Genomic DNA, 20,492 nt, shown 5'->3' with positions numbered 1-20,492 from the left:
ACAGAAGCGGTCACGCGTCGCGCCGCTTCAGCAGCACGTACCCGCCCGCCAGCGCGGCCGCCACCCACAGCACCATGATGAACAGCCCGCCCCAGGGGCCGTAGGGGGTGTCGTCGTCGACCGGGGTGACCACCTGCATGATCTTGCTGCCGGCCTGGTCGGGCAGATACCGGCCGATCTTCTCGGTGGCGGGGACGTTGCCGAGGATGTTGGAGACCAGGAAGAAGAACGGCATCAGGATGCCCAGCGACAGCATGGGCGAGCGCAGCATCGCGGCGACGCCCATCGAGAACATCGTGATCAGCGTCATGTAGAGGCCGCCCCCGATGACCGCCCGCAGCACCCCGTCGTCCCCGATGTGGGCCTGGTGCTCGCCCAGCATCGACTGGCCCAGGAAGAAGGTGACGAAGCTGGTGACGAGGCCGACCGCGAGGGCCAGACCGGTCGCCACCGCGATCTTGCTGAACAGGAACGCGCCCCGCTGCGGCACCGCGGCCAGCGAGGTGCGGATCATGCCGGTGCTGTACTCGTTCGACACCACCAGCACCCCGAACACGATCATCGCCAGCTGGCCGAGGCTCATCCCGGCGAAGCTGATGAAGGTCGGGTCGAAGGAGAGCCGCTCGTCGCGGTCCAGCTTGTCGAACTCGTTCTTCGACAGCAGGGCGATCAGCATGCCCAGCGCCACGGTGACCACCACCGCGAGGGACAGCGTCCACACCGTCGACGCCACCGAGCGGATCTTGGTCCACTCGGAACGGATGACCTGGCTCGTCGCCACCGCTCAGCCCTTCCTCTGCCAGCCGTCGCCCCAGCTCTGCGGCTGCTGCTCCGGGGGAGTCCCCGAGTGCGCGTGGTACTCCACCGACTCCGCGGTCAGCCGCATGAACGCCTCCTCCAGGGACGCCTGCTGCGGGCTCAGCTCGTGCAGCACGATCCGGTACTGGGCCGCCAGCTCGCCGATCCGCTCCGACTTGGCGCCGTCCACCTCCAGCGCCCCGCTCCCGGTCTGCACGACCGTCATGCCCGCCCGGCTCAGCACGTCCAGCAGCCGCTCCCGGTGCGGAGTGCGGATCCGGATGTAGGAGCGCGAGTTCCGGGCGATGAAGTCCGCCATGGAGGTGTCGGCGAGCAGCCTGCCCTGGCCGATCACGACGAGATGATCGGCGGTCAGCGCCATCTCGCTCATCAGATGGCTCGACACGAACACCGTCCGGCCCTGCGAGGCCAGCGATTTCATCAGATTGCGGATCCAGTGGATGCCCTCGGGGTCGAGCCCGTTGACCGGCTCGTCGAACATCAGGATCCGCGGGTCGCCGAGCAGCGCGCCCGCGATGCCCAGGCGCTGGCCCATGCCGAGCGAGAAGCCCTTGGCCTTCTTCCTCGCCACCCCGGTCAGACCGACGGTGTCCAGGACCTCGTCCACCCGCCGCCGCGGGATGCCGTTGCTCTGCGCGAGACAGAGCAGATGGTTGAAGGCGCTGCGCCCGCCGTGCATGGCCTTCGCGTCGAGCAGGGCGCCGATGTACTTCAGCGGGTCCTTCAGGTGGTCGTAGTGCCGGCCGTCGATCCGGACGTCGCCCGCGGTCGGCCGGTCCAGGCCCAGCATCATGCGCATCGTGGTGGACTTGCCGGCGCCGTTGGGGCCGAGGAACCCGGTCACGATGCCGGGCCGGACGGTGAAGGTGAGGTTGTTCACCGCCACCTTCTCGCCGTACCGCTTGGTCAGCCCCGCTAGCTCGATCATGCGGCCACGCTAGAACGTGACAAAGCCCCCTGCCACCGGAGTGGCAGAGGGCTTTGCAGGTGTTCAGCGGCTGTACGCCGGGGTGTTACCGGGACTGCCGGTGTTACCGGGACTGCTGCGCGGGAACCCCGCGGGAGATCGGCTCGTCCTCGGCCGGCGCGCCGGCGGCGGCCACCGCGGCACCGGTGAGGGTGGCCAGCATCTCGCGCACGTTCGTCAGCTGGGCGTTGATCGAGTCGCGGCGGTTGGTCAGGGCCGCCAGCTCGCGCTCGGATTCCGAACGGATCCGGTCGGCCTTGGCGTTCGCGTCCGCGACGATGTCCTCGGCCTGACGCTGCGCGGTCTCCACCGTCTGGCGGGCGCGGCGCTCGGCGTCGGTGCGCAGCTTCTCGGCCTCCAGGCGGAGCTGCTCGGCGCGGTGCTCGATCTCCGCGAGGCGCTTCTCGGCCTTCTGCTGACGCGAGGCCAGGTCGCGCTCGGACTGCTCGCGACGCTTGGCCAGGTTGGTCTCGAAGTCCGCGGCCGCCTGGGCGGCCTTGGCGCGGGTCTCCTCGAAGAGGGCGTCCGCCTCCTCGCGCTTGGACTGCGCGTCCTTCTGCGCCTCGGAGCGCAGCTGGGAGGCGTCGCTCTTGGCCTTCTCGACGATCCGGACGCCCTCGTCCTCCGCCTTGGACTTGCGCTCCGCAGCGAACGATTCCGCGTCGTTGCGGACCTGCTGGGCCGCCGACTCGGCGAGCTCGCGGTGCTGCTCGGCGGCGCGACGGGCTTCCTCGCGCAGATCCTTGGCCTCTTCCTCGGCGAGGCGGAGGATCTTCTCGACCCGCGCGCCGAGACCGGCGTACGACGGCTCGGCGTCGGTCACCTGGGCCTGGGCGTTCTGCGTTTCGAGGTGGAGCTCCTCGATGCGCTTTTCCAGAGCGGTGATGCGGGCGAGAGCGCTGTCACGGTCGGAGACGAGCTTGGAGATCCGTTCGTCCACCTGAGCGCGGTCGTACCCACGCCGCACAAGCTCGAAGCCGTAGGGGGAAGTGTCGCTCATGGGGTTCCTGTCGAAAGAGACCGGTGAGGTGATAGGTGGAATCCTAGGGGCCGAAGCGGTGTGTCATCGAGCGGATACGTGTTTGATCTGGAGAATGACACCCCTTTTGGGTGGCTGACGGTCGGACCGCTTGCCAAAAAACCGGGCAAAGCGCCCAGAAGGCACCGGAACCGCTTCGCGCCGCTAGCCCTCCGGCGTCTTCCCACCCGATCGAGGCGCGCCGACCGAGGCGCCGGCCTTGACGCCCCCGTCCTTGCCGCCCGCCGGTGCCTCGAAGGACTCCAGCGCCTCCAGCACGTCCTGGACCCGGGAGATCTCGGCGTTGATGTCCTCGCGCCGCCGGACCAGCACCTCCAGCTCGCGCTTGCCCTCCTCCACCGTCGCCCGCGCCTCGCGGATCGCCTCGGCCCTGAGCTCCTCGGCCTCCCTGACCAGCGTGGACTTCTTCTGCTCGGCCTCCTTGAGCAGCCCCTCGGCCTTCTTCACCGCGGCGATCCGCACCTTGCCCGCCTCGGAGTTCGCCTCCGAGACCAGCTCCTTCGCCTTCGCCTGGGCCTTCTCCAGCTGCTCCTCGGCGGCCTTGATCAGCGCGTCGCACCGGTCGCCGGTCGACTTCATGGTCTCCGCGGCCTCCCGGCGGGCCCGCCCGTGCAGGCTCTCGATCTCCCCGGTGATCCGGTCGCGCAGCTCCTCGGCCCGCTCCCTTATCGCGGTGGCGTCCCGGCGGGCGCCGACGAGCAGCTCGTCCGCGTCCGTACGGGCCTTCTCCACCAGGGAGTTGCCCTCGACGGTCGCCTCCGCCACCAGCCGGTCGGCCTCCTTGCGGGCGGCGCCCACCATGGAGTCGGCCCGGCCCTCGGCGTCCGCGGTCGTCCGGTGCGCCTGCGTCTGCGCCTCGTTGAGCAGCTTGTCGGCCTCGGCGGCGGTCTCCGTGATCAGGGTGTCGACCTGCTCCGCCGCCTCCGAGCGCCGCTTGTTGGCGTCCTTGCGGGCCTCGTCCAGCGTGCGCTCGGCCTCCTCGCGCGCGGAGGCGGTGACCCGCTCCGCCTCCGCGAGCGCGCCGGCCTTCAGCCGCTCCGACTCACCGCGGATCCGCTCGGCGTGCGACTGCGCGGAGCCCACCGTCTCGGCGGCCTCGGCACGCAGCCGCTCCGCGTCGCCGGTGGCGTCCGAGAGCAGCCGGTCGGCGGCCGCGACCGCCTCGGCCCGGACCCGCTCGGTCTCCTCGGCGGTCTCCAGGGTGAGCCGCTCGGCCTCCGAGCGCGCCTCGGTGATCAGGGTGTCGGCCTGCGTCGCCGCGTCCGACCGGATGCGGTTGGCGTCCTCGCGGGCCTCGGCCCGGGTCCGGGCCGCCGCCTGGTCGGCCTCCGCGATGGTGTCCGAGGACTCCGTACGCACCCGCTGGGCGTACTCGGCCGCGTCCGCGCGCAGCTGCTCCGCCTCCGCGATGGCCTCCGACATCGTCCGCTCGGCCAGCGCCTTGGCGGCCTCGGACTCCTCCGCCGCCTCGCGCCGCAGCCGGCCCGCGTCCTCCGCTGCCCGCTCCCGCTCGGAGTAGGCGTCGCCGCGGACCCGGTCCGCCTCCTCGCCTGCCTCCCGCCGGGTGCGCTCCGCCGCGTGCTCGGCCGCGCTGCGCAGCCCCTGGATCTCCTCCTGGGCCTGCTCGTGCAGCCCGGACACCGAGTCGCGGACCTGCTGGGCGTGCTGCTCGGCGGCCGAGACCATCTCGGTCGCCCGCCGGTCCGCCTCCTCGACCAGCCGGAGCGCCTCGGTCTGCGCCTCCTCGACCCGCTTGCGCGCCGAGGCCAGCAGCTCCTCGCTCTGCTCGCGGGCCCGCTCCCGCTCCTGGTCGGCCTCCTGGCGCGCCGAGCCCAGGGTCTCCTCGGCCTCCCGACGGCGCCGGGCGGCCTCCTCCTGGGCGGCGGCCAGCGTCTCCGACGCCTCGGTCGCCAGCCGCTCGGCGGCGGCCTGCGCCTCCGCGCGCATCCGGTCGGCGCTGTCCTGCGCCTCCGACTTCAGCCGCTCCGCCTCGGCGGCGGCCTCCGACCGCAGCCGCACGGCGATGGTCTCGCCCTCCGCGCGGGACGCCGAAGCGTCCGCCGCGGCCTCGTCGCGCAGCCGGACGGCCTCCGCCTCGGCCTGCTGCTGGAGCGTACGGATCCGCTCGGCCGCCTCCGACCTGAGCCGGTCGTTCTCCTCGCCGGCCTCGCGGCGGATCCGCCCGGCCTCCTCGCGGGCCTCCGTCAGCGCCTGCTCGGCCGAGGCCAGCCGCTGCTCGGCCTCGCTCTGCAACCGGGTCAGCTCGTCGGACGCCTCGACCCGGCGGGCCTCTATCGCCTGCTCGGCCTCCTCGCGCAGCTCGCGCGCGGCCCGCTCGGCGTCGGCCTGGATGGACTCGGCCCGCTCGACGGCCTCCTCGCGCTGGCGCTCGGCCTCCTGCCGGGTGCGCTCCAGCGTCTCCTCGGCCTGCCGGCGCAGCGCGGTGGCGCGCTCGATGGCCTCGGTGCGGACCTTCTCGCTGTCCCCGGTGGCCTTCTGCCGCAGCTCGTCGGCGTCCACCCGGGCCTTGGAGAGCAGCTCCTCGGCGGTCTTGGCCGCCTCCTCGATCTGCTGGACGGCCTCCCTGCGGGCCTCCGCACGGATCTTCTCGCCCTCGGCGACCGCGTCGGCGCGCAGCTGCTCGGCCTCCCCGCGCAGCCGGCGCGCCTCCTCCTGGAGCTCGACCGTCTTGGCGCGGTACTCCTTGGTGTCGTCCTTCGCGGCGCCCTTGAGCTGCTCGGAGATGTCGTGCGCCTCGGCCCGCAGCCGGTCCGCCTCGCTCTCCGCCTCCCGGCGGATCCGCTCGGCCTCCTCGGACGCGGCCTTGGTGGTGTTCTGCGCGTCCCGCTGGGCCTTGTCGAGGACGTCCTCGGCGGTCTTCGCCGCCTTCGACAGCTGGGTGGCGCTCTCCTCGGCGGTGAGCGTACGGGCCTTCTCGGCGGCCTCCGCCAGGACCTTCTCGGCCTCGGCGCGGGCGTCCGCGACGACCTGCTCGGCCTCCGCCTTGGTGGTCTCCGCCTCCTTGGTGGCCTCGCTGACCAGCCGGGCGACCTGCTCCTTGGCCGTGCGGGTGCGCTGCTCGTTGGCCGACTCGGCGCTGCTCAGCGCCTTGGCGGCGGCCTCCTTGGCCTCGGCGAGGACCTTCTCCGCCTCGGACTGGGCCTTGCGCAGCGCCTCCTCGGCCTCGGCCATGCGCTGCTCGGCGGCCCGGCTCAGCTCGGCGGACTGGCGGCGCGCGGAGTCCGACTCGGTCGCCGTGGAGCTGCGCAGCTGCTCGGCGTGGTCGGTGGCCTCCTGGGCCTGGTTGGAGGCCGCGTTCAGCAGCCGCTCGGCGTCGGTACGGGCCCGGCGCAGCAGCTGCTCCGCCTCGGCCCGGGCGCTCTCGGCCTCGCTCTGCAGACGCTGGCGGGCCTCACCGGTGACCCGCTCGGCCTCGGCGCGGGCCGCCGCCATGGACTGGTCGGCCTCGGCGCGGGTCTCCTCCAGGAGCCGGCGGGCCTGGGACTCGCTGCGGGCGCGCAGTTGCTCGGCCCACGCCACGTTCTCGTTGACGTGCGACTCGACGTTCTGGCGGCGCTCCGCCAGCTCCTGGTCGAGCTGCTGGCGGCGGGTGACCGCCTCCTGGTGCAGCTCCGCCTGGAGCCGCGCGGCCTGCTCGGCGTGCTCCTGCAGGATGCGCTGCGTCTGCGCGCGCACCTGGCTCAGCTCGCGCTCGGCGTCCTGCCTGAGCTGGTCGGCCTGCATCTGCGCGTTCCGCAGCAGCTGCTCGGCCTGGTAGCCGATGTCACCGCCGTCGTAAGCGGGCCGGGACATGATGGTGCGCCGCGCCTCGTGCAGCTTGGCGCGCAGCACCTCGACCTGGTAGCCGAGGTCCTCGGCGTGCTGGATCGCCTTCTCCCGCTCGGTCTTCAGCCGATCCATCTCGGCCTCGAACCGAGAGAGGTGGTCGACGTCAGCCGCCGGCTCTCGCTCCTGGCGTTCGTAGCCCCGCACTGCGCGGTCCCATCCGTCCCCTGGTCGCAAGTAAAGCCATACGAGCTCCGTCCATCCGCCGAACGGGGCCCCCGGGGAATGGTGTCAGATCAGCGGCGGAGCATGGGCTGCCGCCCTGACGCTCTTCCCCCGAAACCCGGACCCCGGTCCGCGGTCGAACGCCCGAGAGCGACGACCGAGCCCAACCCTACCGGCCCATATGTACGAGGGTCAGTGCTCAGGTGACTCAACAGGCGCCGAAGTGACCAGTTCTGTCAGTACTCCATGGCAATCCTTGGGGTGCAGGAAAGTGATCCGTGACCCCATGGAGCCGCGTCGAGGCTCCTCGTACAGAACGCGTACGCCGTTGTCGCGGATGTCCGCGGCCTCGGCGTCCACGTCTGCCGTACCGAAGGCGATGTGGTGCACACCCTCGCCGTTCTTGGCCAGCCACTTGGCGACGGTGGAGTCCTCGCGGGTCGGCTCCAGCAGCTGGAGGTAGGAGGCCCCGCCGTCGGAGGTGTCGTTGATCTTGAGCATGGCCTCGCGCACGCCCTGTTCCTCGTTGACCTCGGAGTGGAACACCTCGAAGCCGTACGTGGCCCGGTAGAACTCGACGGTCCTGTCGAGGTCGAAGCAGGCGATCCCGATGTGGTCGATTCGCGTCAGCATGGTGTCAGTGCAGCGCTCACCGGGCGGTTGCGCAACGTGCCAGCGATCACACCGACCGCACGGTGACGGCACGGAGTGCCACTCAGTACATTCGAAGTAAACCCTCGTTCACTCCTCGGCTGTGCAAGCTGGAAGGGGATCGCACCTCATGTCTGGAACGAACGGCACTACCTCGGTGATCGTCGCGGGCGCCCGTACGCCCATGGGACGGTTGCTGGGCTCGCTGAAGTCCTTCTCCGGAGCCGACCTCGGCGGCTTCGCGATCAAGGCCGCCCTCGACCGTGCGGGGATCGGCGGCGACCAGGTGCAGTACGTGATCATGGGGCAGGTGCTCCAGGCGGGCGCCGGGCAGATCCCGGCCCGTCAGGCCGCGGTCAAGGCCGGCATCCCCATGAACGTGCCGGCGCTGACCATCAACAAGGTCTGTCTCTCCGGCCTCGACGCCATCGCGCTGGCCGACCAGCTGATCCGCGCCGGCGAGTTCGACGTGGTCGTCGCCGGCGGCCAGGAGTCCATGACCAACGCGCCGCACCTGCTGCCCAAGTCCCGCGAGGGCTTCAAGTACGGCGCCATCGAGATGCTCGACTCGATGGCGTACGACGGTCTGACCGACCCGTGGGCGAACATCCCGATGGGCGAGTCGACCGAGCAGCACAACACCCGTCTCGGCATCGCCCGCGAGCCGCAGGACGAGATCGCCGCGCTGTCCCACCAGCGGGCCGCCGCCGCGCAGAAGAACGGCATCTTCGAGGCCGAGATCACCCCGGTGGAGATCCCGCAGCGCAAGGGCGAGCCGGTCGTCTTCAGCAAGGACGAGGGCATCCGCGCCGAGACCACCGCCGAGTCGCTGGGCAGGCTGCGCCCCGCGTTCGCCAAGGACGGCACGATCACCGCCGGCACCTCCTCGCAGATCTCCGACGGCGCCGCCGCGGTCGTCGTGATGAGCAAGGCCAAGGCCGAGGAGCTGGGCCTGGAGTGGATCGCCGAGATCGGCGCCCACGGCAATGTGGCCGGCCCGGACAGCAGCCTGCAGTCGCAGCCGTCGAACGCGATCCTGCACGCCCTGAAGAAGGAGGGCCTGGACGTCTCCGACCTCGACCTGATCGAGATCAACGAGGCGTTCGCGGCCGTCGCGGTCCAGTCGATGAAGGACCTCGGCGTCTCCGCGGACAAGGTGAACGTCAACGGTGGCGCCATCGCCCTCGGACACCCGATCGGCATGTCCGGCGCGCGGGTGGTCCTGCACCTGGCGCTGGAGCTGAGGCGCCGGGGCGGCGGTGTGGGCGCGGCCGCGCTGTGCGGTGGCGGTGGCCAGGGTGACGCGCTGATCGTGCGGGTACCGAAGGCCTGAGCTGTCTTTCCCCGAAGTGAAGTGAACGGAGCTGTGATGCAGGACGTCTCCACGCTGGTGGCCCAGGCCAGGGAGGGCAGGCCGCGGGCCGTGGCCCGCCTGATCTCCCTGGTGGAGGGGGCGTCCCCGCAGCTGAGGGAGGTCATGGCGGCGCTGGCCCCGCTGACCGGCGGGGCGTACGTGGTGGGCCTGACCGGCTCGCCGGGCGTCGGCAAGTCGACGTCGACGTCCGCCCTGGTCACGGCGTACCGCAAGCAGGGCAGGCGGGTCGGCGTGCTGGCGGTGGACCCTTCGTCGCCGTTCTCCGGCGGCGCGCTGCTCGGTGACCGGGTGCGGATGTCGGAGCACGCCTCGGACCCCGGGGTCTACATCCGCTCCATGGCCACCCGCGGCCACCTCGGCGGGCTGGCCTGGGCGGCCCCGCAGGCGATCCGCGTGCTGGACGCGGCGGGCTGCGACGTGATCCTCGTCGAGACGGTCGGCGTGGGCCAGTCGGAGGTCGAGATCGCCTCCCAGGCAGACACCTCGGTGGTGCTCCTCGCCCCGGGCATGGGCGACGGCATCCAGGCGGCCAAGGCCGGGATCCTGGAGATCGGCGACGTGTACGTCGTCAACAAGGCGGACCGGGACGGCGCGGACGCCACCGCCCGGGAGCTGAATCACATGCTCGGCCTGGGCGAGTCCCGCGGTCCCGGGGACTGGCGGCCGCCGATCGTGAAGACGGTCGCCGCGCGCTCCGAGGGCGTCGACGAGGTCGTCGAGGCGCTGGAGAAGCACCGGGCGTGGATGGAGGAGCGGGGCGTCCTCGCCGAGCGGCGCCGGTCGCGGGCGTCACGCGAGGTCGAGACGATCGCGGTGACGGCGCTGCGGGAACGCATCGGCGACCTGCATGGCGACCGCCGTCTGAGCACCCTCGCCGAGCGGATCGTGGCGGGCGAGCTGGACCCGTACCGGGCGGCGGACGAACTGGTGGCGGGCCTGACGCGGGGCTGACGGCTCCGCCCGTCCCGGGCCCGGGAACGCCGAAGGGGCGCCCCCACGGGGGTGCCCCTTCGACGTGTGCGGGCCCGACCGGCCGGTGTCAGTCGCGGTCGTCGCGGTCGTCGTTGTCGTCGTTGTCGTCGTCCCGGTCGTTCTTGTCGTCCGAGCGGTCGTCGTCCTTGTCGTCCGCTCGGTCGTCGCGGTCGTCGCGGTCGTCGCGGTCGTCCGCGCGCTCGTCCCGGTCGTCCGTGTCGTCGTCGGTGGCGCGGGTCAGCTCGCCCGTTGCGAGGTCGACCCGCCACTCGCCCCGGGTGGTCTGCACGCTCCAGGCCGCGGGGCCGTCGTCGTCCAGTTCCACCTCGGTGACCGTGCCCTTCGCCGCGGCGGACCGCGCGGCCTGACGGGCGTCCACGGAGGCGCCCTTCAGCGCGGCCAGGTCGTCGCGGCCGGAGTCGTCGTCGTCACGCCGGTCGCCCAGGACCTTCCCGGTCTGCGTGGAGACGCGGACGGTGTGCCCGGCGGCGTCCGCCGTGACCACGTCCACCTCCCAGGCGTCCTCGCCGTCGTCCTCCAGGTCGACGCCGACCGCCGTGCCCGGGGTGCGGGCCAGCGCGGCGGTCACCGCGTCCGCGGCGGTGACCTCGGTGGCGCCGGCCTCGCCCGCGTCGTCGTCCCGGCCGTCGTCGTCCCGGCTGTCGTCGTCCCGGTCGTCGCCGTCCCGCGTCTGGGAACGGCTCTGGGTGGGCGAGTCGTCGTCGCCGGACGCGTAGGCCATGACGGTGCCGCCGCCGACGAGTACCGCGGCGGTGACGGTGGCGATGACGAGGTTGCGCTTCATGCTGGTTCCTCCCGAGTCGTGTGCTGCGACGGGAACCAAGGTGCCGAACCGACGCTGAGGGGAAGCTGAAGGACCCTGAAGAATTCTTCAGCTTCGCTTTGCGAGGCTGTGCGCATGCGCCTGTTGATCGTGGAGGACGAGAAGCGGCTCGCCCTGTCGCTCGCCAAGGGCCTCACCGCCGAGGGATACGCCGTGGACGTCGTCCACGACGGCCGTGAGGGCCTGCACCGCGCCACCGAGGGGACGTACGACCTGCTGATCCTCGACATCATGCTGCCCGGCCTCAACGGCTACCGCGTCTGCGCCGCCCTGCGCGCCGCCGGCGACGACACACCGATCCTGATGCTCACCGCCAAGGACGGCGAGTACGACGAGGCCGAGGGGCTGGACACCGGCGCCGACGACTACCTCACCAAGCCGTTCTCCTACGTCGTGCTGGTCGCCCGGATCAAGGCGCTGCTGCGGCGCCGCGGCCCGGGCGCCTCACCCGTGCTGGTCCACGGCGACCTGCGGGTCGACACCGCGGCCCGCCGCGTCCATCTCGCCGACGTCGAGGTCATGCTCACCGCCAGGGAGTTCGCCGTACTGGAGCAGCTGGTCACCCGCCCCGGGGAGGTGGTCTCCAAGGCGAGGATCCTCGAACACGTCTGGGACTTCGCCTACGACGGCGACCCGAACATCGTCGAGGTGTACGTCAGCGCCCTGCGCCGCAAGCTGCGCCCCGGCGTCATCCGGACCGTCCGCGGCGCCGGGTACCGGCTGGAGGCGCGGCCGTGAGCCGCCTGTTCGGCTCCGTACGGGCCCGGGCCGCCCTCGGCGCCACCCTCGTCGTGGCGGTGGCCCTGGTCGCGGCCGGCGCCGCGGTGCTGGTCTCGCTGCGCTCCAACCTGGTGGACCAGGCCGGCGCCAAGGCGGAGCGCGCGGCCCGGAACGTCGCCGTCCAGCTCGCCGCCGGCGAGAGCTACGACGCCCTCGACCTGGACGACGGCACCCCGGTCCAGGTCGTCGACGCCGACGGCGTCCTCGTCGCGGCGAGCCCCGACCTGGAACGGATCAGCGGCACCGGAACGACGCGGGTCACCCCGAGCCCCTCGGCCGACAGCCGCGGCACCGGCACCGGCCAGGGCGACGACGACGATGACGACGACGATGACGACACCCCGCTCGAACCGGGTGAGATCTCGCCGGACACCGACTTCACCGACGGCTCCGCGACCGTCGACGGCACCACCGAGGACTACCGTTTCGCCGCCGTCGAGGTCGACACCGGCGACCGGGGCCTGCTCACCGTCCACGCGGGCGGCTCCCTGGACGCCGAACAGAGCGCCGTGAGCACGGCGACCACCGGCATGCTCACCGGCTTCCCGCTGCTGCTCGCGGTCGTCGCGGGCGTGACCTGGCTGGTGACCCGGCGCGCCCTCGGCCCGGTGGAGGGCATCCGGCGCGAGATGGCGGAGATCACCGCCTCGGAGGACATGTCCCGGCGGGTCCCCGAACCGGACACCCACGACGAGATCGCCCGGCTGGCCCGGACCACCAACGAGACCCTGGGCGCCCTGGAGGCGTCCGTGGAACGCCAGCGCCGCTTCGTCGCCGACGCCTCCCACGAACTGCGCAGCCCGATCGCCTCCCTGCGCACCCAGCTCGAAGTGGCCGCCGCCCATCCGGAGTTCCTGGACCTGGACGGGGCCGTCGCCGACACCGTGCGGCTCCAGCACCTCGCCGCCGACCTGCTGCTGCTCGCCCGGCTCGACGCGGGGGAACGCCCCACCGGCGCCCGGCTGGACCTCGCCCGACTGGCCGTGGAGGAGAGCGCGGGGCGGGCCCTGGTGACCGTGGAGACGGATGGGCCGGCCGAGGTGTCGGGGTCCCGGAGCCAGCTGGGGCGGGTGCTGGCCAACCTGCTGAACAACGCCGAACGGCACACCCGTACCGCGATCACCCTCACCGTCCGCCGGGACGGGGACCGGGTGGCGCTGGAGGTCGCCGACGACGGCGACGGCGTGCCCGAGGCGGACCGGGAGCGGATCTTCGAACGGTTCGTACGGCTGGACGAGGCGCGCAGCCGGGACGACGGCGGTGCCGGGCTGGGTCTGGCCATCGCCCGCGATGTCGCCGAGCGGCACGGCGGCACGCTCACCGTCCGCGAGGCGCCGGCCGGCGGAGCCCTCTTCGAACTCCGCCTTCCGGCCGCGTGATCAGCGGGTCACGGACGCCCGCGCTGGCCGCGCAGATGCTCCGCGATCGGCTTGAGCCCCTTGTCCAGCTCTATCAGGGCCTCGGGCGTCAGCAGGTCGATGAAATGCCTGCGCACGGATGCGACGTGGTGCGGTGCGACCTTCTTCATCGTCTCCATGCCGTGCTCGGTGAGCACGGCGTAGAGCCCCCGTCGGTCGGACTCGCAGTTCTCGCGCCGGACCAGGTCCGCGTTCTCCATGCGGGTGATCTGGTGGGAGAGCCGGCTCTTGGACTGCAGGGTGGCGGAGGCGAGGTCGCTCATCCGCATCCGCACGTCCTCCGACTCGGAGAGGTTCACCAGGATCTCGTAGTCGTTCATCGTCAGGCCGAAGGGCTGGAGGTCCCGTTCGAGCTGGTACGTCAACAGCCTGTTGACCTCCAGGTGGGTGCGCCAGGCGCACTGCTCCGCATCGGTCAGCCAGCGCGTGGGCGTCTCGGTCTCCATGAATGAAGTCTACCTAAAATGTTGAAATGCGAACTAGCGTGGTCGGTGTGACAGTGCGCACGCGTTCGAACCGTCACACTCCGCAGACTACCGCTCACAGCCCGAAGCGACGCTGGAGGTCCCCCAGCTGTCCGGGAAGACGCGGTGCGCCGGCTTGCGGTGGGCCGCCGGTGGAGCCACCGCTTCCGGGCACCCCCGCCTGATGCGGGACGGTCCCCGTGGCCTGCTCGGCCATGAGGGTCTCGGAGGACTGCAGGAGCACCGTGCCGGCTCCCACGAACTCGAACTGGTGCTCTTCCCCGGAGGCTCCTCCCAGCCCCGTCATCGCACGTAGACCGCCCATCAGACCGGTCATATAGCCATAGTCGTAGTGATGGCACGGAGAGGGGCAGTCGGCCCAGCCGACCAGCGCCTGCGGATCCACCCGGATCGGGGGCTCCATGAACACCACCGGCCCGTTTGACGCGGCCACGAACTTCCCGGTTCCGATCAGCGTCAGAAAACCCGGCACGATCGACTGCTTCAGCGAGAGACTTGGCTGAAAAGCGAGGAGGTTGCCTGAGCGAATGGTCAGGTTGCCGTCCTCCAGGTCGTACGAATTGACGTCGAAGGCCCGGTCGGCGAGGAGCATCTTGCCCGAGCCCTCGGCCACCACCCAGTCGCTCGCGTGCAGAGGCGAATGGAAGGACGTACGGACCAGACGGTCCAGACGGCCGTGCCCGATGCCGTTGAAGTCGATCGACCCGTAGTAGGCGATCATCTTCCCCTTCTGCAGGAACCACTGGGTCCCCTTGAGCTCCACGCAGAAGGTGTAGCTGTTCACGTTGTCGTCGGACGGCAGGGTCATCGGGTCGTGGACGACCGGCCCCGCACCCGGGTAGGTGCTCACAGCTTCTCCTCCGAGGCCTGGACGTACACGACGCCGCTGCCGCTGAGCTCCAGTTGGAAGGCCTCGCCGGAGCCCCGGCCGACCATGTCCCGCCAGCCGAGCGCGGTCGACAGCTTGTTGCGCACGTCGCCGTGGTGGGCGACGTACGCCTGCGGGTCGACGTGGACCGGGCGCTGCGGGCTGATCGGGATCTCCAGGACGCCGCCGTGCGCCATGACGGCGACCGCGCCGTGTCCGCGCAGGGTGGTGGTGAACAGGCCCTGGCCGGTGACCTGGCCGCGGACCATGCCCATCACGCCGCCTTGCGAGCCCATGAACATCGTGCCCTGCTCCAGGGTCCCCTCGAAGGCCAGCAGTCGGTCCGCCTCGACGTAGAGGGTGTCGCCGGTGAGACCGATCACCTGCACATGGTGGCCGCCGTGCCCGAAGAGCACGGTGCCGCTGCCCTCCACGGTCATCAGGGGAGTGGCCTCGCCCGCGACCCGGCGCCCGATCATCGACACCAGGCCGCCCTGGCCGCCGGAGGTGTTGGGGGTGAAGGACACCTCGCCGCGGTAGGCGAGCATCGCGCCCCGCTGGCTGAACAGCCGCTGACCGGGCAGGACGGTCGCCTCGACCATCTTGGAGTTGATCTCACGCAAGGCCATGTCAGACGTCCCCCGCGATCGTGTTGCGCTCGCTCGGCTGCACGTAGACCAGGCCGTCGCCCTCGAACCGGATCTGGAACGCCTCGCCGCCGCCCTCGCCCATGAGGGTGCGGAAGGTCACACCGGACTGGAAGGACTGGCGCAGGTCGCCCTGGTGGGCGATGTACGCCCCCGGGTCGACGGTCAGCGGGTACTGCGCGCTGACCCGCAGCACCACCGCCGGGCCGTCCGAGGTGATGGCCGCCTGGCCGTGCCCCTCGACGGTCGTGGTGAACAGCCCGTTGCCCTGGGAGGCCCCGCGCAGCCCGGTGAACGTGGTGCCGGTCCTGAGGCCGCCGTCGGTGGCGAGCAGATTGCTCGACTCCACGTACAGCTTGTCGCCTTGCAGGCCGACGAGGTTGATCTCGGACGCCCGGTCCGCGAACCAGCAGGTCCCGTGCCCCTTCACCTCCATCACCGTCATCTGTTCGCCGGTCAGGCGCCGGGTCACCATGCCCCGGATGCCCTCACCGCCGCCGCTCATCTTCTTGAACGCCATCTGTCCGTCGTACGCGACCATCGAGCCGTTCTTCGCCTTCACGGCGTCCCCGGTCATCTCGACGGCGAGCACCTTGCTGCCCTGGAGTCGGAACATCGCCACGCAGCGAAGGTAGCCCGCGGTGGGCCGCCGCCGACAGGGCCCGTGGGTGGAGAACGACCCTGACGGCACCCTCAGGGGCGCGGGCCCGGACCTCGGGGGCGCCCCCGGGGGACCCCGCCGGGCCGACCGCCCGCGCGCGTTTGCCACAATGGGCGAACGTTTGTGCTCGCGTTCACAAACTCCGACGTCTCTCCCACCGAAGGTGACCCGTGGACATCAAGACCGCATCCGCCCTCCGCCGCCTGCGCCTCGTCTCCTCGCCCGAGGCGGTCTCCTTCCTGCTCCTGCTGGTCTGCTCGGTGCTGAAGCGGACCACGGACTTCAACGCGGTCCCCGTGATGGGCGCGATCCACGGCTTCCTCTTCGTCGTCTACGTGATCTTCTGGGCGGACGCCTGGAACCGGGCCAAGTGGCCGCTGGGCACCGCCGCCCTCTACTTCGTCCTCTCCGTCCTGCCGGGCGGCGGCTTCTTCGCCGACCGCCGGCTCACGCGGGAGGCCGAGAGCGCGGTCATCGCCTCCCGCGCCCGCCAGGAGGGGGCGGTGAAGGCGTGATCGTCGCCTTCTCCGTGACGCCGCTCGGGGTCGGCGAGGACGTGGGGGAGTACGTCGCCGACGCGGTCCGGGTGGTCCGCGAGTCCGGTCTGCCGCACCGCACCGACGCGATGTTCACCTCGATCGAGGGCGAGGACTGGGACCAGGTCATGGACGTGGTCAAGCGGGCGGTCGCCGCCGTGGAGGCCCGCGCGCCGCGGGTCTCCCTGGTCCTCAAGGCGGACATCCGCCCCGGCGTCACCGACGGCCTCACCGCCAAGGTGGAGCGCGTGGAGCGCTACCTCGCCGGCGAGTAGACCCGCCGAACACCAGGAAACCCCGGTCCCGCGAGGGCCGGGGTTTTTCTCGTCCCCCCTGTTTGAGCGATCGCTCAAAAAGGTGTACGTTCCTGTCCAGAAAAATTGAGCACTCGCTCAAATGCCTGTCGGCACGGGGGAATCACATGGGTCGCACCGATCTGTACGTCGAGGCACGCATCCGTGCCGATCTGGACGCCGTCTGGTCGCACACGCAGGAGCCGTCCGCGCACCAGCGCTGGGACCTCCGCTTCACCGAGATATCGAACCTCCCGCGCGCGGAGGGCGAACCGCAGCGCTTCCGCTACGCCACGCGCGTCCTGCCCTTCCTCACCCTCGCCGGCACCGGGGTCTCCGCCGGGGAGAAGGAGAGCCCCGACGGCACCCGCACCTCCGCCCTGCGCTTCGCCTCCCCGCACCCCCTCTCCCTGCTCGCCGAGGGCAGCGGCTACTGGCGCTACCTCCCCGACGGCGACGGAGTGCGCTTCCTCACCGGCTACGACTACCGCCCCCGCTGGGGCAGGGTGGGGGCGCTCGTCGACCGGCTGGTGCTGCGCCCGCTGATGGGCTGGGCGACGGCCTGGTCCTTCGACCGGCTGCGGCTGTGGCTGGAGCGCGGGATCCGCCCGGAGCGGGCCCTGTTCAACTGGCTGGCGGAACTGGCCGTACGCGCCCTGGTCGTGATCGTCTGCTGCACCGGCCTCGGCGTCGAGTCCGCGCTCCGGCTGCTGGGGCCGTTCGCCGCGTCCGGCGCCTACCTGTGCCCGCTGCTCCTCGCCGTCGCGATCTGCGTGGCGCTCTTCAAGGAGCCGCTGGCCGGCACCCCGGCCGCCCGCCGCTGTCTGCGCCGGCCGCCGACCCGCATCCGCGCGCCCCGGCTCCTGCGCACCCTGGAGAACCCGCGATGACCTCGATCTTCCGCACCGCCATGGGTGCCGACTTCGACCGGCTGCACCCCCGGCTCCAGCGCCGCTTCTCGGTCGGACTGGCCGGCGGCGAGGCCTGCACCGGACGCGGTGTCATGGACCGCGTCTGGCACGGCGGGGCGTTCGTGAAGCCGTTCCTGGCGCTCGGCGCCACCCGCAACATCCTGGTCCCCAGGGAGGGCCGCCAGGTGCCCTTCGTGATCGAGAACGTGCCGTACGCCGACAGCTTCGGGCGTGAGACGGTGAGTTTCGTGCGCACCTTCGACCTGCCCGGCCGCCCCCGTCGCTTCGACGCCCAGATGGTGCTCGGCCCCCGGGGCGACCGCGTCCTGGACTACCTCGGCACCCACCAGCACCTCGCCACCGACCTCCACTTCACCGCCGAGCCCGACGGCTCGCTCCTCATCCGCTCCGGCGAGCACCGCTTCCGTGAGGGCCCGGTGGACGTCCGGGTCCCCGAACTGATCGGCGCCACCGCCGAGGTGCGCGAGTCCTACGACGACGCCACCGACCGCTTCCGCATCCGGGTCCGCGTGGTCAACCGCCGGTTCGGCCCCCTCTTCGGCTACGAGGGCTCCTTCCGCGCCACGTACACCGACGTCGGCCGGTGCGGGGTGCGCCCGGGGCTGCGGCCGGTGCGCGAGGAGGCGCGCGCGTGAGCCCGGAGACCGCCAAGTCCCAGGAGACCAGGACCAAGCTCCTCGAGGGCGCGCTGCGCACGCTCGGCGAGCAGGGCATCGCCAAGACCTCGGCACGCAGTGTCGCGGCCGCCGCCGGGGTCAACCAGGCGCTGGTCTTCTACCACTTCGGATCGCTGAACGACCTGCTCGCCGCGGCCTGCCGCTACGGCGCCGAACGGCGGGTCGCCCGCTACCGGGACCGGTTCGCCGATGTCACCTCGCTCTCCGGACTCCTCGCCCTCGGCCGGGAGATCCACGAGGCGGAACGCGCCTTCGGCCACGTCTCCCTGCTCGGCCAGCTCCTGGCCGGCGCCCAGACCCACGAGAGCCTAGGCCCGGCCACCGCCGCCGGCCTCGACCTGTGGATCGTCGAGATCGAACGGGTCCTCACCCGCGTCCTGCCCGAGACCCCGTTCGGGGAGTTCGTCGACCCCGCCGGCCTCGCCCGGGCGGTGGCCGCCTCCTTCGTCGGCATCGAACTGTACGAGGGCGCCGACGCCTCCGGGGCCGGCGCGGCCCTGGACGCGCTGGAGCAACTCGGCCGTCTGGTCGCCGCCCTGGACGACCTCGGCCCGATGGCCCAGCGGGCCGTCCGCCATCACCTGCGACGCACCCACCGCTGACCCGCCCACCCCGGCCCGCCCCCGCCTCACCCCGCACACCCGGCTGGACGCCCCCGGCTCGACACGCCCTCACATCTCCCTTTTTGTATGGGTATCGGTTCGATCGTCGATCAATCCTCGATCACTGGAGGCGATGTGCGGCCGGAGGGCTATGACTACGACAGCCACAGCAGGCTGGCCGGACCGCTCACGGAGCCGTCCGGTCCGTCGTACCGGGTGCGGTACACCTCGCTGCTCTCCCGCGAGCCCCGCCGAATACGAGCCGTCCTCCTGATGACCCTGGCGCCGCTGCTCACCGGCGCCCTGCTCGTCTATCTCGTCTGGCCCACCCACTGGGTGGAGCGCGAGGGCGGTGACCGCTGGCTGGTCGGTCTCGACATCGCCATGCTGATAGCCGTCGGGCTCATCGGGCTCTTCATGGTCGTCAACGTCACCTCCGTCGCCCACGCCACCCTCGTGGCCCGCGACCCCGTCCCGGTCGTCCCCGAGGACGGCACCCGCGTCGCCTTCCTCACCACCTACGTCCCGGGCAAGGAACCCCTCTCCATGGTCCGCGCCACCCTGGAGGGCGCGACCCGGATCACCCACCGAGGCCCCCTCGACGTGTGGCTCCTGGACGAGGGCGACGACGAACGGGCCAAGGCCCTCTGCGCGGAACTCGGCGTCCACCACTTCACCCGGCACGGCGTCCCCGAGTGGAACCGCCCCAAGGGCGTCCACAAGGCCCGCACCAAGCACGGCAACTACAACGCCTGGATCGCCATGCACGGCGGCGACTACGAGTTCTTCGCCTCCGTCGACACCGACCACGTCCCGCACCCGGACTTCCTGGAGCGGATGACGGGGTACTTCCGCGACCCGGACGTCGCCTTCGTCGTCGGACCGCAGGTGTACGGCAACTACCACAACCCCGTCACCAAGGCCGCGGAGTCCCAGCAGTTCCTCTTCCACGCGCTCATCCAGCGCGCCGGCAACCGCTACCGCGCCCCCATGTTCGTCGGCACCAACAACGTCGTACGGATCCGTGCCGTCCAGCAGATCGGCGGTCTGTGCGACTCCGTCACCGAGGACATGGCCACCGGCTTCGAACTGCACCGCCGCCGCAACCCGGTCACCGGACGGCACTGGCGGTCCGTGTACACCCCGGACGTGCTCGCCGTCGGCGAGGGCCCGGCCTCCTGGACCGACTTCTTCACCCAGCAGACCCGCTGGTCGCGGGGGACCTACGAGACCCTGCTGAAGCAGTACTGGAAGGCGCCCTTCAGCATGCCGCCCGGCCGGCTGTTCTCGTACACGCTGATGCTCGTCTACTACCCGATGACGGCCGTCAACTGGCTGCTCGGCATCCTCAGCTGCTTCCTCTTCCTCTGGTTCGGGGCATCCGGCACCCAGGTCAGCGCCTCGGTGTGGCTGATGCTCTACAGCGACGCGGCCGCCCTCCAGATCGGCCTCTACCTGTGGAACCGGCGGCACAACGTCTCGCCGCACGAACCGCAGGGCTCCGGCGGGCTCGCCGGCATGGCGATGTCCGCGCTCTCCGCGCCGATCTACCTCAAGTCCTTCGGCGCCGCGCTGATCCGCCGGCCCGACCGGTTCGTCGTCACGCCCAAGGGCGGCGGCGCCAGCCCCGACCGGCTGCTCACCTTCCGGATCCATCTGGGCTGGGCCGCCCTGCTCGCCGTCTCGCTGGCCGCCTCCGTCGTCCTCGGCCACACCCACGCGGCCATGCGCACCTGGGCCGTGCTCGCCCTGGCGATCTCCCTGGCACCGGTCGCCGTCTGGGTCTGCACCCTGATCGCGCGGCGCCGCGCGCCCGGGACCCCGCTGCCCGCCGCCCGCCCCGACACCGAGGCGGCCCTCGCCGCCGGCCCCGCCACCGCACCCGTCTCCGGCACTCCGACAGGAGGCAGCTAGA

At 71.8% G+C, this 20,492-nt stretch carries 20 protein-coding genes; 10 read left to right on the top strand and 10 right to left on the bottom strand.

Annotated features, from left to right (window positions below; translation table 11 throughout):
• Positions 1-10: 10 nt before the first annotated feature.
• The 5 genes from ABT296_RS04260 to mce all read right to left on the bottom strand — a co-directional run bounded on the left by ABT296_RS04260 (position 11) and on the right by mce (position 7,469).
• Positions 11-781, bottom strand: coding sequence for an ABC transporter permease (locus tag ABT296_RS04260; RefSeq protein WP_351923024.1), 771 nt, complete (start codon positions 779-781; stop codon positions 11-13).
• 3 nt (positions 782-784) lie between these two features.
• Positions 785-1,747 (bottom strand): ABC transporter ATP-binding protein, encoded by a 963-nt coding sequence (locus tag ABT296_RS04255; RefSeq protein WP_351923021.1) that lies wholly within the window; start codon positions 1,745-1,747, stop codon positions 785-787.
• A gap of 103 nt (positions 1,748-1,850) precedes the next feature.
• Positions 1,851-2,786, bottom strand: a complete 936-nt coding sequence (locus tag ABT296_RS04250) for a coiled-coil domain-containing protein (protein ID WP_351923019.1) — start codon at positions 2,784-2,786, stop codon at positions 1,851-1,853.
• A 183-nt stretch (positions 2,787-2,969) separates the two neighbouring features.
• Positions 2,970-6,818, bottom strand: coding sequence for a polarized growth protein Scy (scy, locus tag ABT296_RS04245; protein WP_351923017.1), 3,849 nt, complete (start codon positions 6,816-6,818; stop codon positions 2,970-2,972).
• A 210-nt stretch (positions 6,819-7,028) separates the two neighbouring features.
• Complete coding sequence (gene mce / locus ABT296_RS04240; RefSeq protein WP_351923015.1) at positions 7,029-7,469, bottom strand: methylmalonyl-CoA epimerase; 441 nt, start codon at positions 7,467-7,469, stop codon at positions 7,029-7,031.
• A 148-nt stretch (positions 7,470-7,617) separates the two neighbouring features.
• Between mce and ABT296_RS04235 the strand changes: the two genes are divergently transcribed.
• Together ABT296_RS04235 and meaB are read left to right on the top strand one after the other, a co-directional pair.
• A complete protein-coding gene (locus ABT296_RS04235; protein ID WP_351923013.1) occupies positions 7,618-8,820 on the top strand; it encodes an acetyl-CoA C-acetyltransferase in 1,203 nt (400 codons plus the stop codon).
• A 36-nt stretch (positions 8,821-8,856) separates the two neighbouring features.
• Positions 8,857-9,813 (top strand): methylmalonyl Co-A mutase-associated GTPase MeaB, encoded by a 957-nt coding sequence (meaB, locus tag ABT296_RS04230; RefSeq protein WP_351923011.1) that lies wholly within the window; start codon positions 8,857-8,859, stop codon positions 9,811-9,813.
• Between the two features lie 88 nt (positions 9,814-9,901).
• On the opposite strand, the gene ABT296_RS04225 is transcribed toward meaB, so the two are convergent.
• Entirely contained in the window at positions 9,902-10,639 is a 738-nt protein-coding gene (locus ABT296_RS04225; RefSeq protein WP_351923009.1) for a PepSY domain-containing protein, read from the bottom strand.
• Positions 10,640-10,753: 114 nt separating this feature from the next.
• On the opposite strand from ABT296_RS04225, the gene ABT296_RS04220 reads away from it, so the two are divergent.
• Positions 10,754-11,416, top strand: a complete 663-nt coding sequence (locus ABT296_RS04220) for a response regulator transcription factor (RefSeq protein ID WP_351923007.1) — start codon at positions 10,754-10,756, stop codon at positions 11,414-11,416.
• Entirely contained in the window at positions 11,413-12,837 is a 1,425-nt protein-coding gene (locus ABT296_RS04215; protein WP_351923005.1) for a sensor histidine kinase, read from the top strand. Before ABT296_RS04220 ends, ABT296_RS04215 begins: the two co-directional genes overlap by 4 nt.
• An 8-nt stretch (positions 12,838-12,845) precedes the next feature.
• On the opposite strand, the gene ABT296_RS04210 is transcribed toward ABT296_RS04215, so the two are convergent.
• The 4 genes from ABT296_RS04210 to ABT296_RS04195 all read right to left on the bottom strand — a co-directional run bounded on the left by ABT296_RS04210 (position 12,846) and on the right by ABT296_RS04195 (position 15,492).
• Positions 12,846-13,322, bottom strand: coding sequence for a MarR family winged helix-turn-helix transcriptional regulator (locus ABT296_RS04210; protein WP_351923002.1), 477 nt, complete (start codon positions 13,320-13,322; stop codon positions 12,846-12,848).
• 94 nt (positions 13,323-13,416) lie between these two features.
• Entirely contained in the window at positions 13,417-14,211 is a 795-nt protein-coding gene (locus ABT296_RS04205; RefSeq protein WP_351923000.1) for an AIM24 family protein, read from the bottom strand.
• Positions 14,208-14,858: an AIM24 family protein gene (locus ABT296_RS04200; RefSeq protein ID WP_351922998.1), complete on the bottom strand. Its 651-nt coding sequence runs from the start codon at positions 14,856-14,858 to the stop codon at positions 14,208-14,210. The genes ABT296_RS04205 and ABT296_RS04200 overlap by 4 nt, the downstream gene beginning before the upstream one ends.
• Before the next feature lies 1 nt (position 14,859).
• Positions 14,860-15,492, bottom strand: a complete 633-nt coding sequence (locus ABT296_RS04195; protein WP_351923555.1) for an AIM24 family protein — start codon at positions 15,490-15,492, stop codon at positions 14,860-14,862.
• Positions 15,493-15,707: 215 nt separating this feature from the next.
• Between ABT296_RS04195 and ABT296_RS04190 the strand changes: the two genes are divergently transcribed.
• From ABT296_RS04190 to ABT296_RS04165, 6 genes are all read left to right on the top strand, one after another.
• Complete coding sequence (locus ABT296_RS04190) at positions 15,708-16,052, top strand: DUF3817 domain-containing protein (RefSeq protein ID WP_351922996.1); 345 nt, start codon at positions 15,708-15,710, stop codon at positions 16,050-16,052.
• On the top strand, positions 16,049-16,348 hold the full coding sequence (locus tag ABT296_RS04185; RefSeq protein WP_351922994.1) for an MTH1187 family thiamine-binding protein: 300 nt from the start codon (positions 16,049-16,051) through the stop codon (positions 16,346-16,348). Before ABT296_RS04190 ends, ABT296_RS04185 begins: the two co-directional genes overlap by 4 nt.
• A gap of 146 nt (positions 16,349-16,494) precedes the next feature.
• On the top strand, positions 16,495-17,256 hold the full coding sequence (locus tag ABT296_RS04180; RefSeq protein WP_351922992.1) for a hypothetical protein: 762 nt from the start codon (positions 16,495-16,497) through the stop codon (positions 17,254-17,256).
• Positions 17,253-17,933: a DUF4166 domain-containing protein gene (locus tag ABT296_RS04175; protein ID WP_351922990.1), complete on the top strand. Its 681-nt coding sequence runs from the start codon at positions 17,253-17,255 to the stop codon at positions 17,931-17,933. The genes ABT296_RS04180 and ABT296_RS04175 overlap by 4 nt, the downstream gene beginning before the upstream one ends.
• On the top strand, positions 17,930-18,577 hold the full coding sequence (locus ABT296_RS04170; protein ID WP_351922988.1) for a TetR/AcrR family transcriptional regulator: 648 nt from the start codon (positions 17,930-17,932) through the stop codon (positions 18,575-18,577). Before ABT296_RS04175 ends, ABT296_RS04170 begins: the two co-directional genes overlap by 4 nt.
• Positions 18,578-18,712: 135 nt before the next feature.
• Positions 18,713-20,491 (top strand): glycosyltransferase family 2 protein, encoded by a 1,779-nt coding sequence (locus ABT296_RS04165; RefSeq protein ID WP_502977183.1) that lies wholly within the window; start codon positions 18,713-18,715, stop codon positions 20,489-20,491.
• Position 20,492: the final 1 nt, after the last annotated feature.

The sequence above is a fragment of the Streptomyces sp. NPDC000983 genome (assembly GCF_040299205.1).
GTDB lineage: Bacteria > Actinomycetota > Actinomycetes > Streptomycetales > Streptomycetaceae > Streptomyces.
The sequence above is the reverse complement of the archived record's forward strand: the minus strand, read 5'-3'. Positions and strand labels throughout refer to the sequence as shown.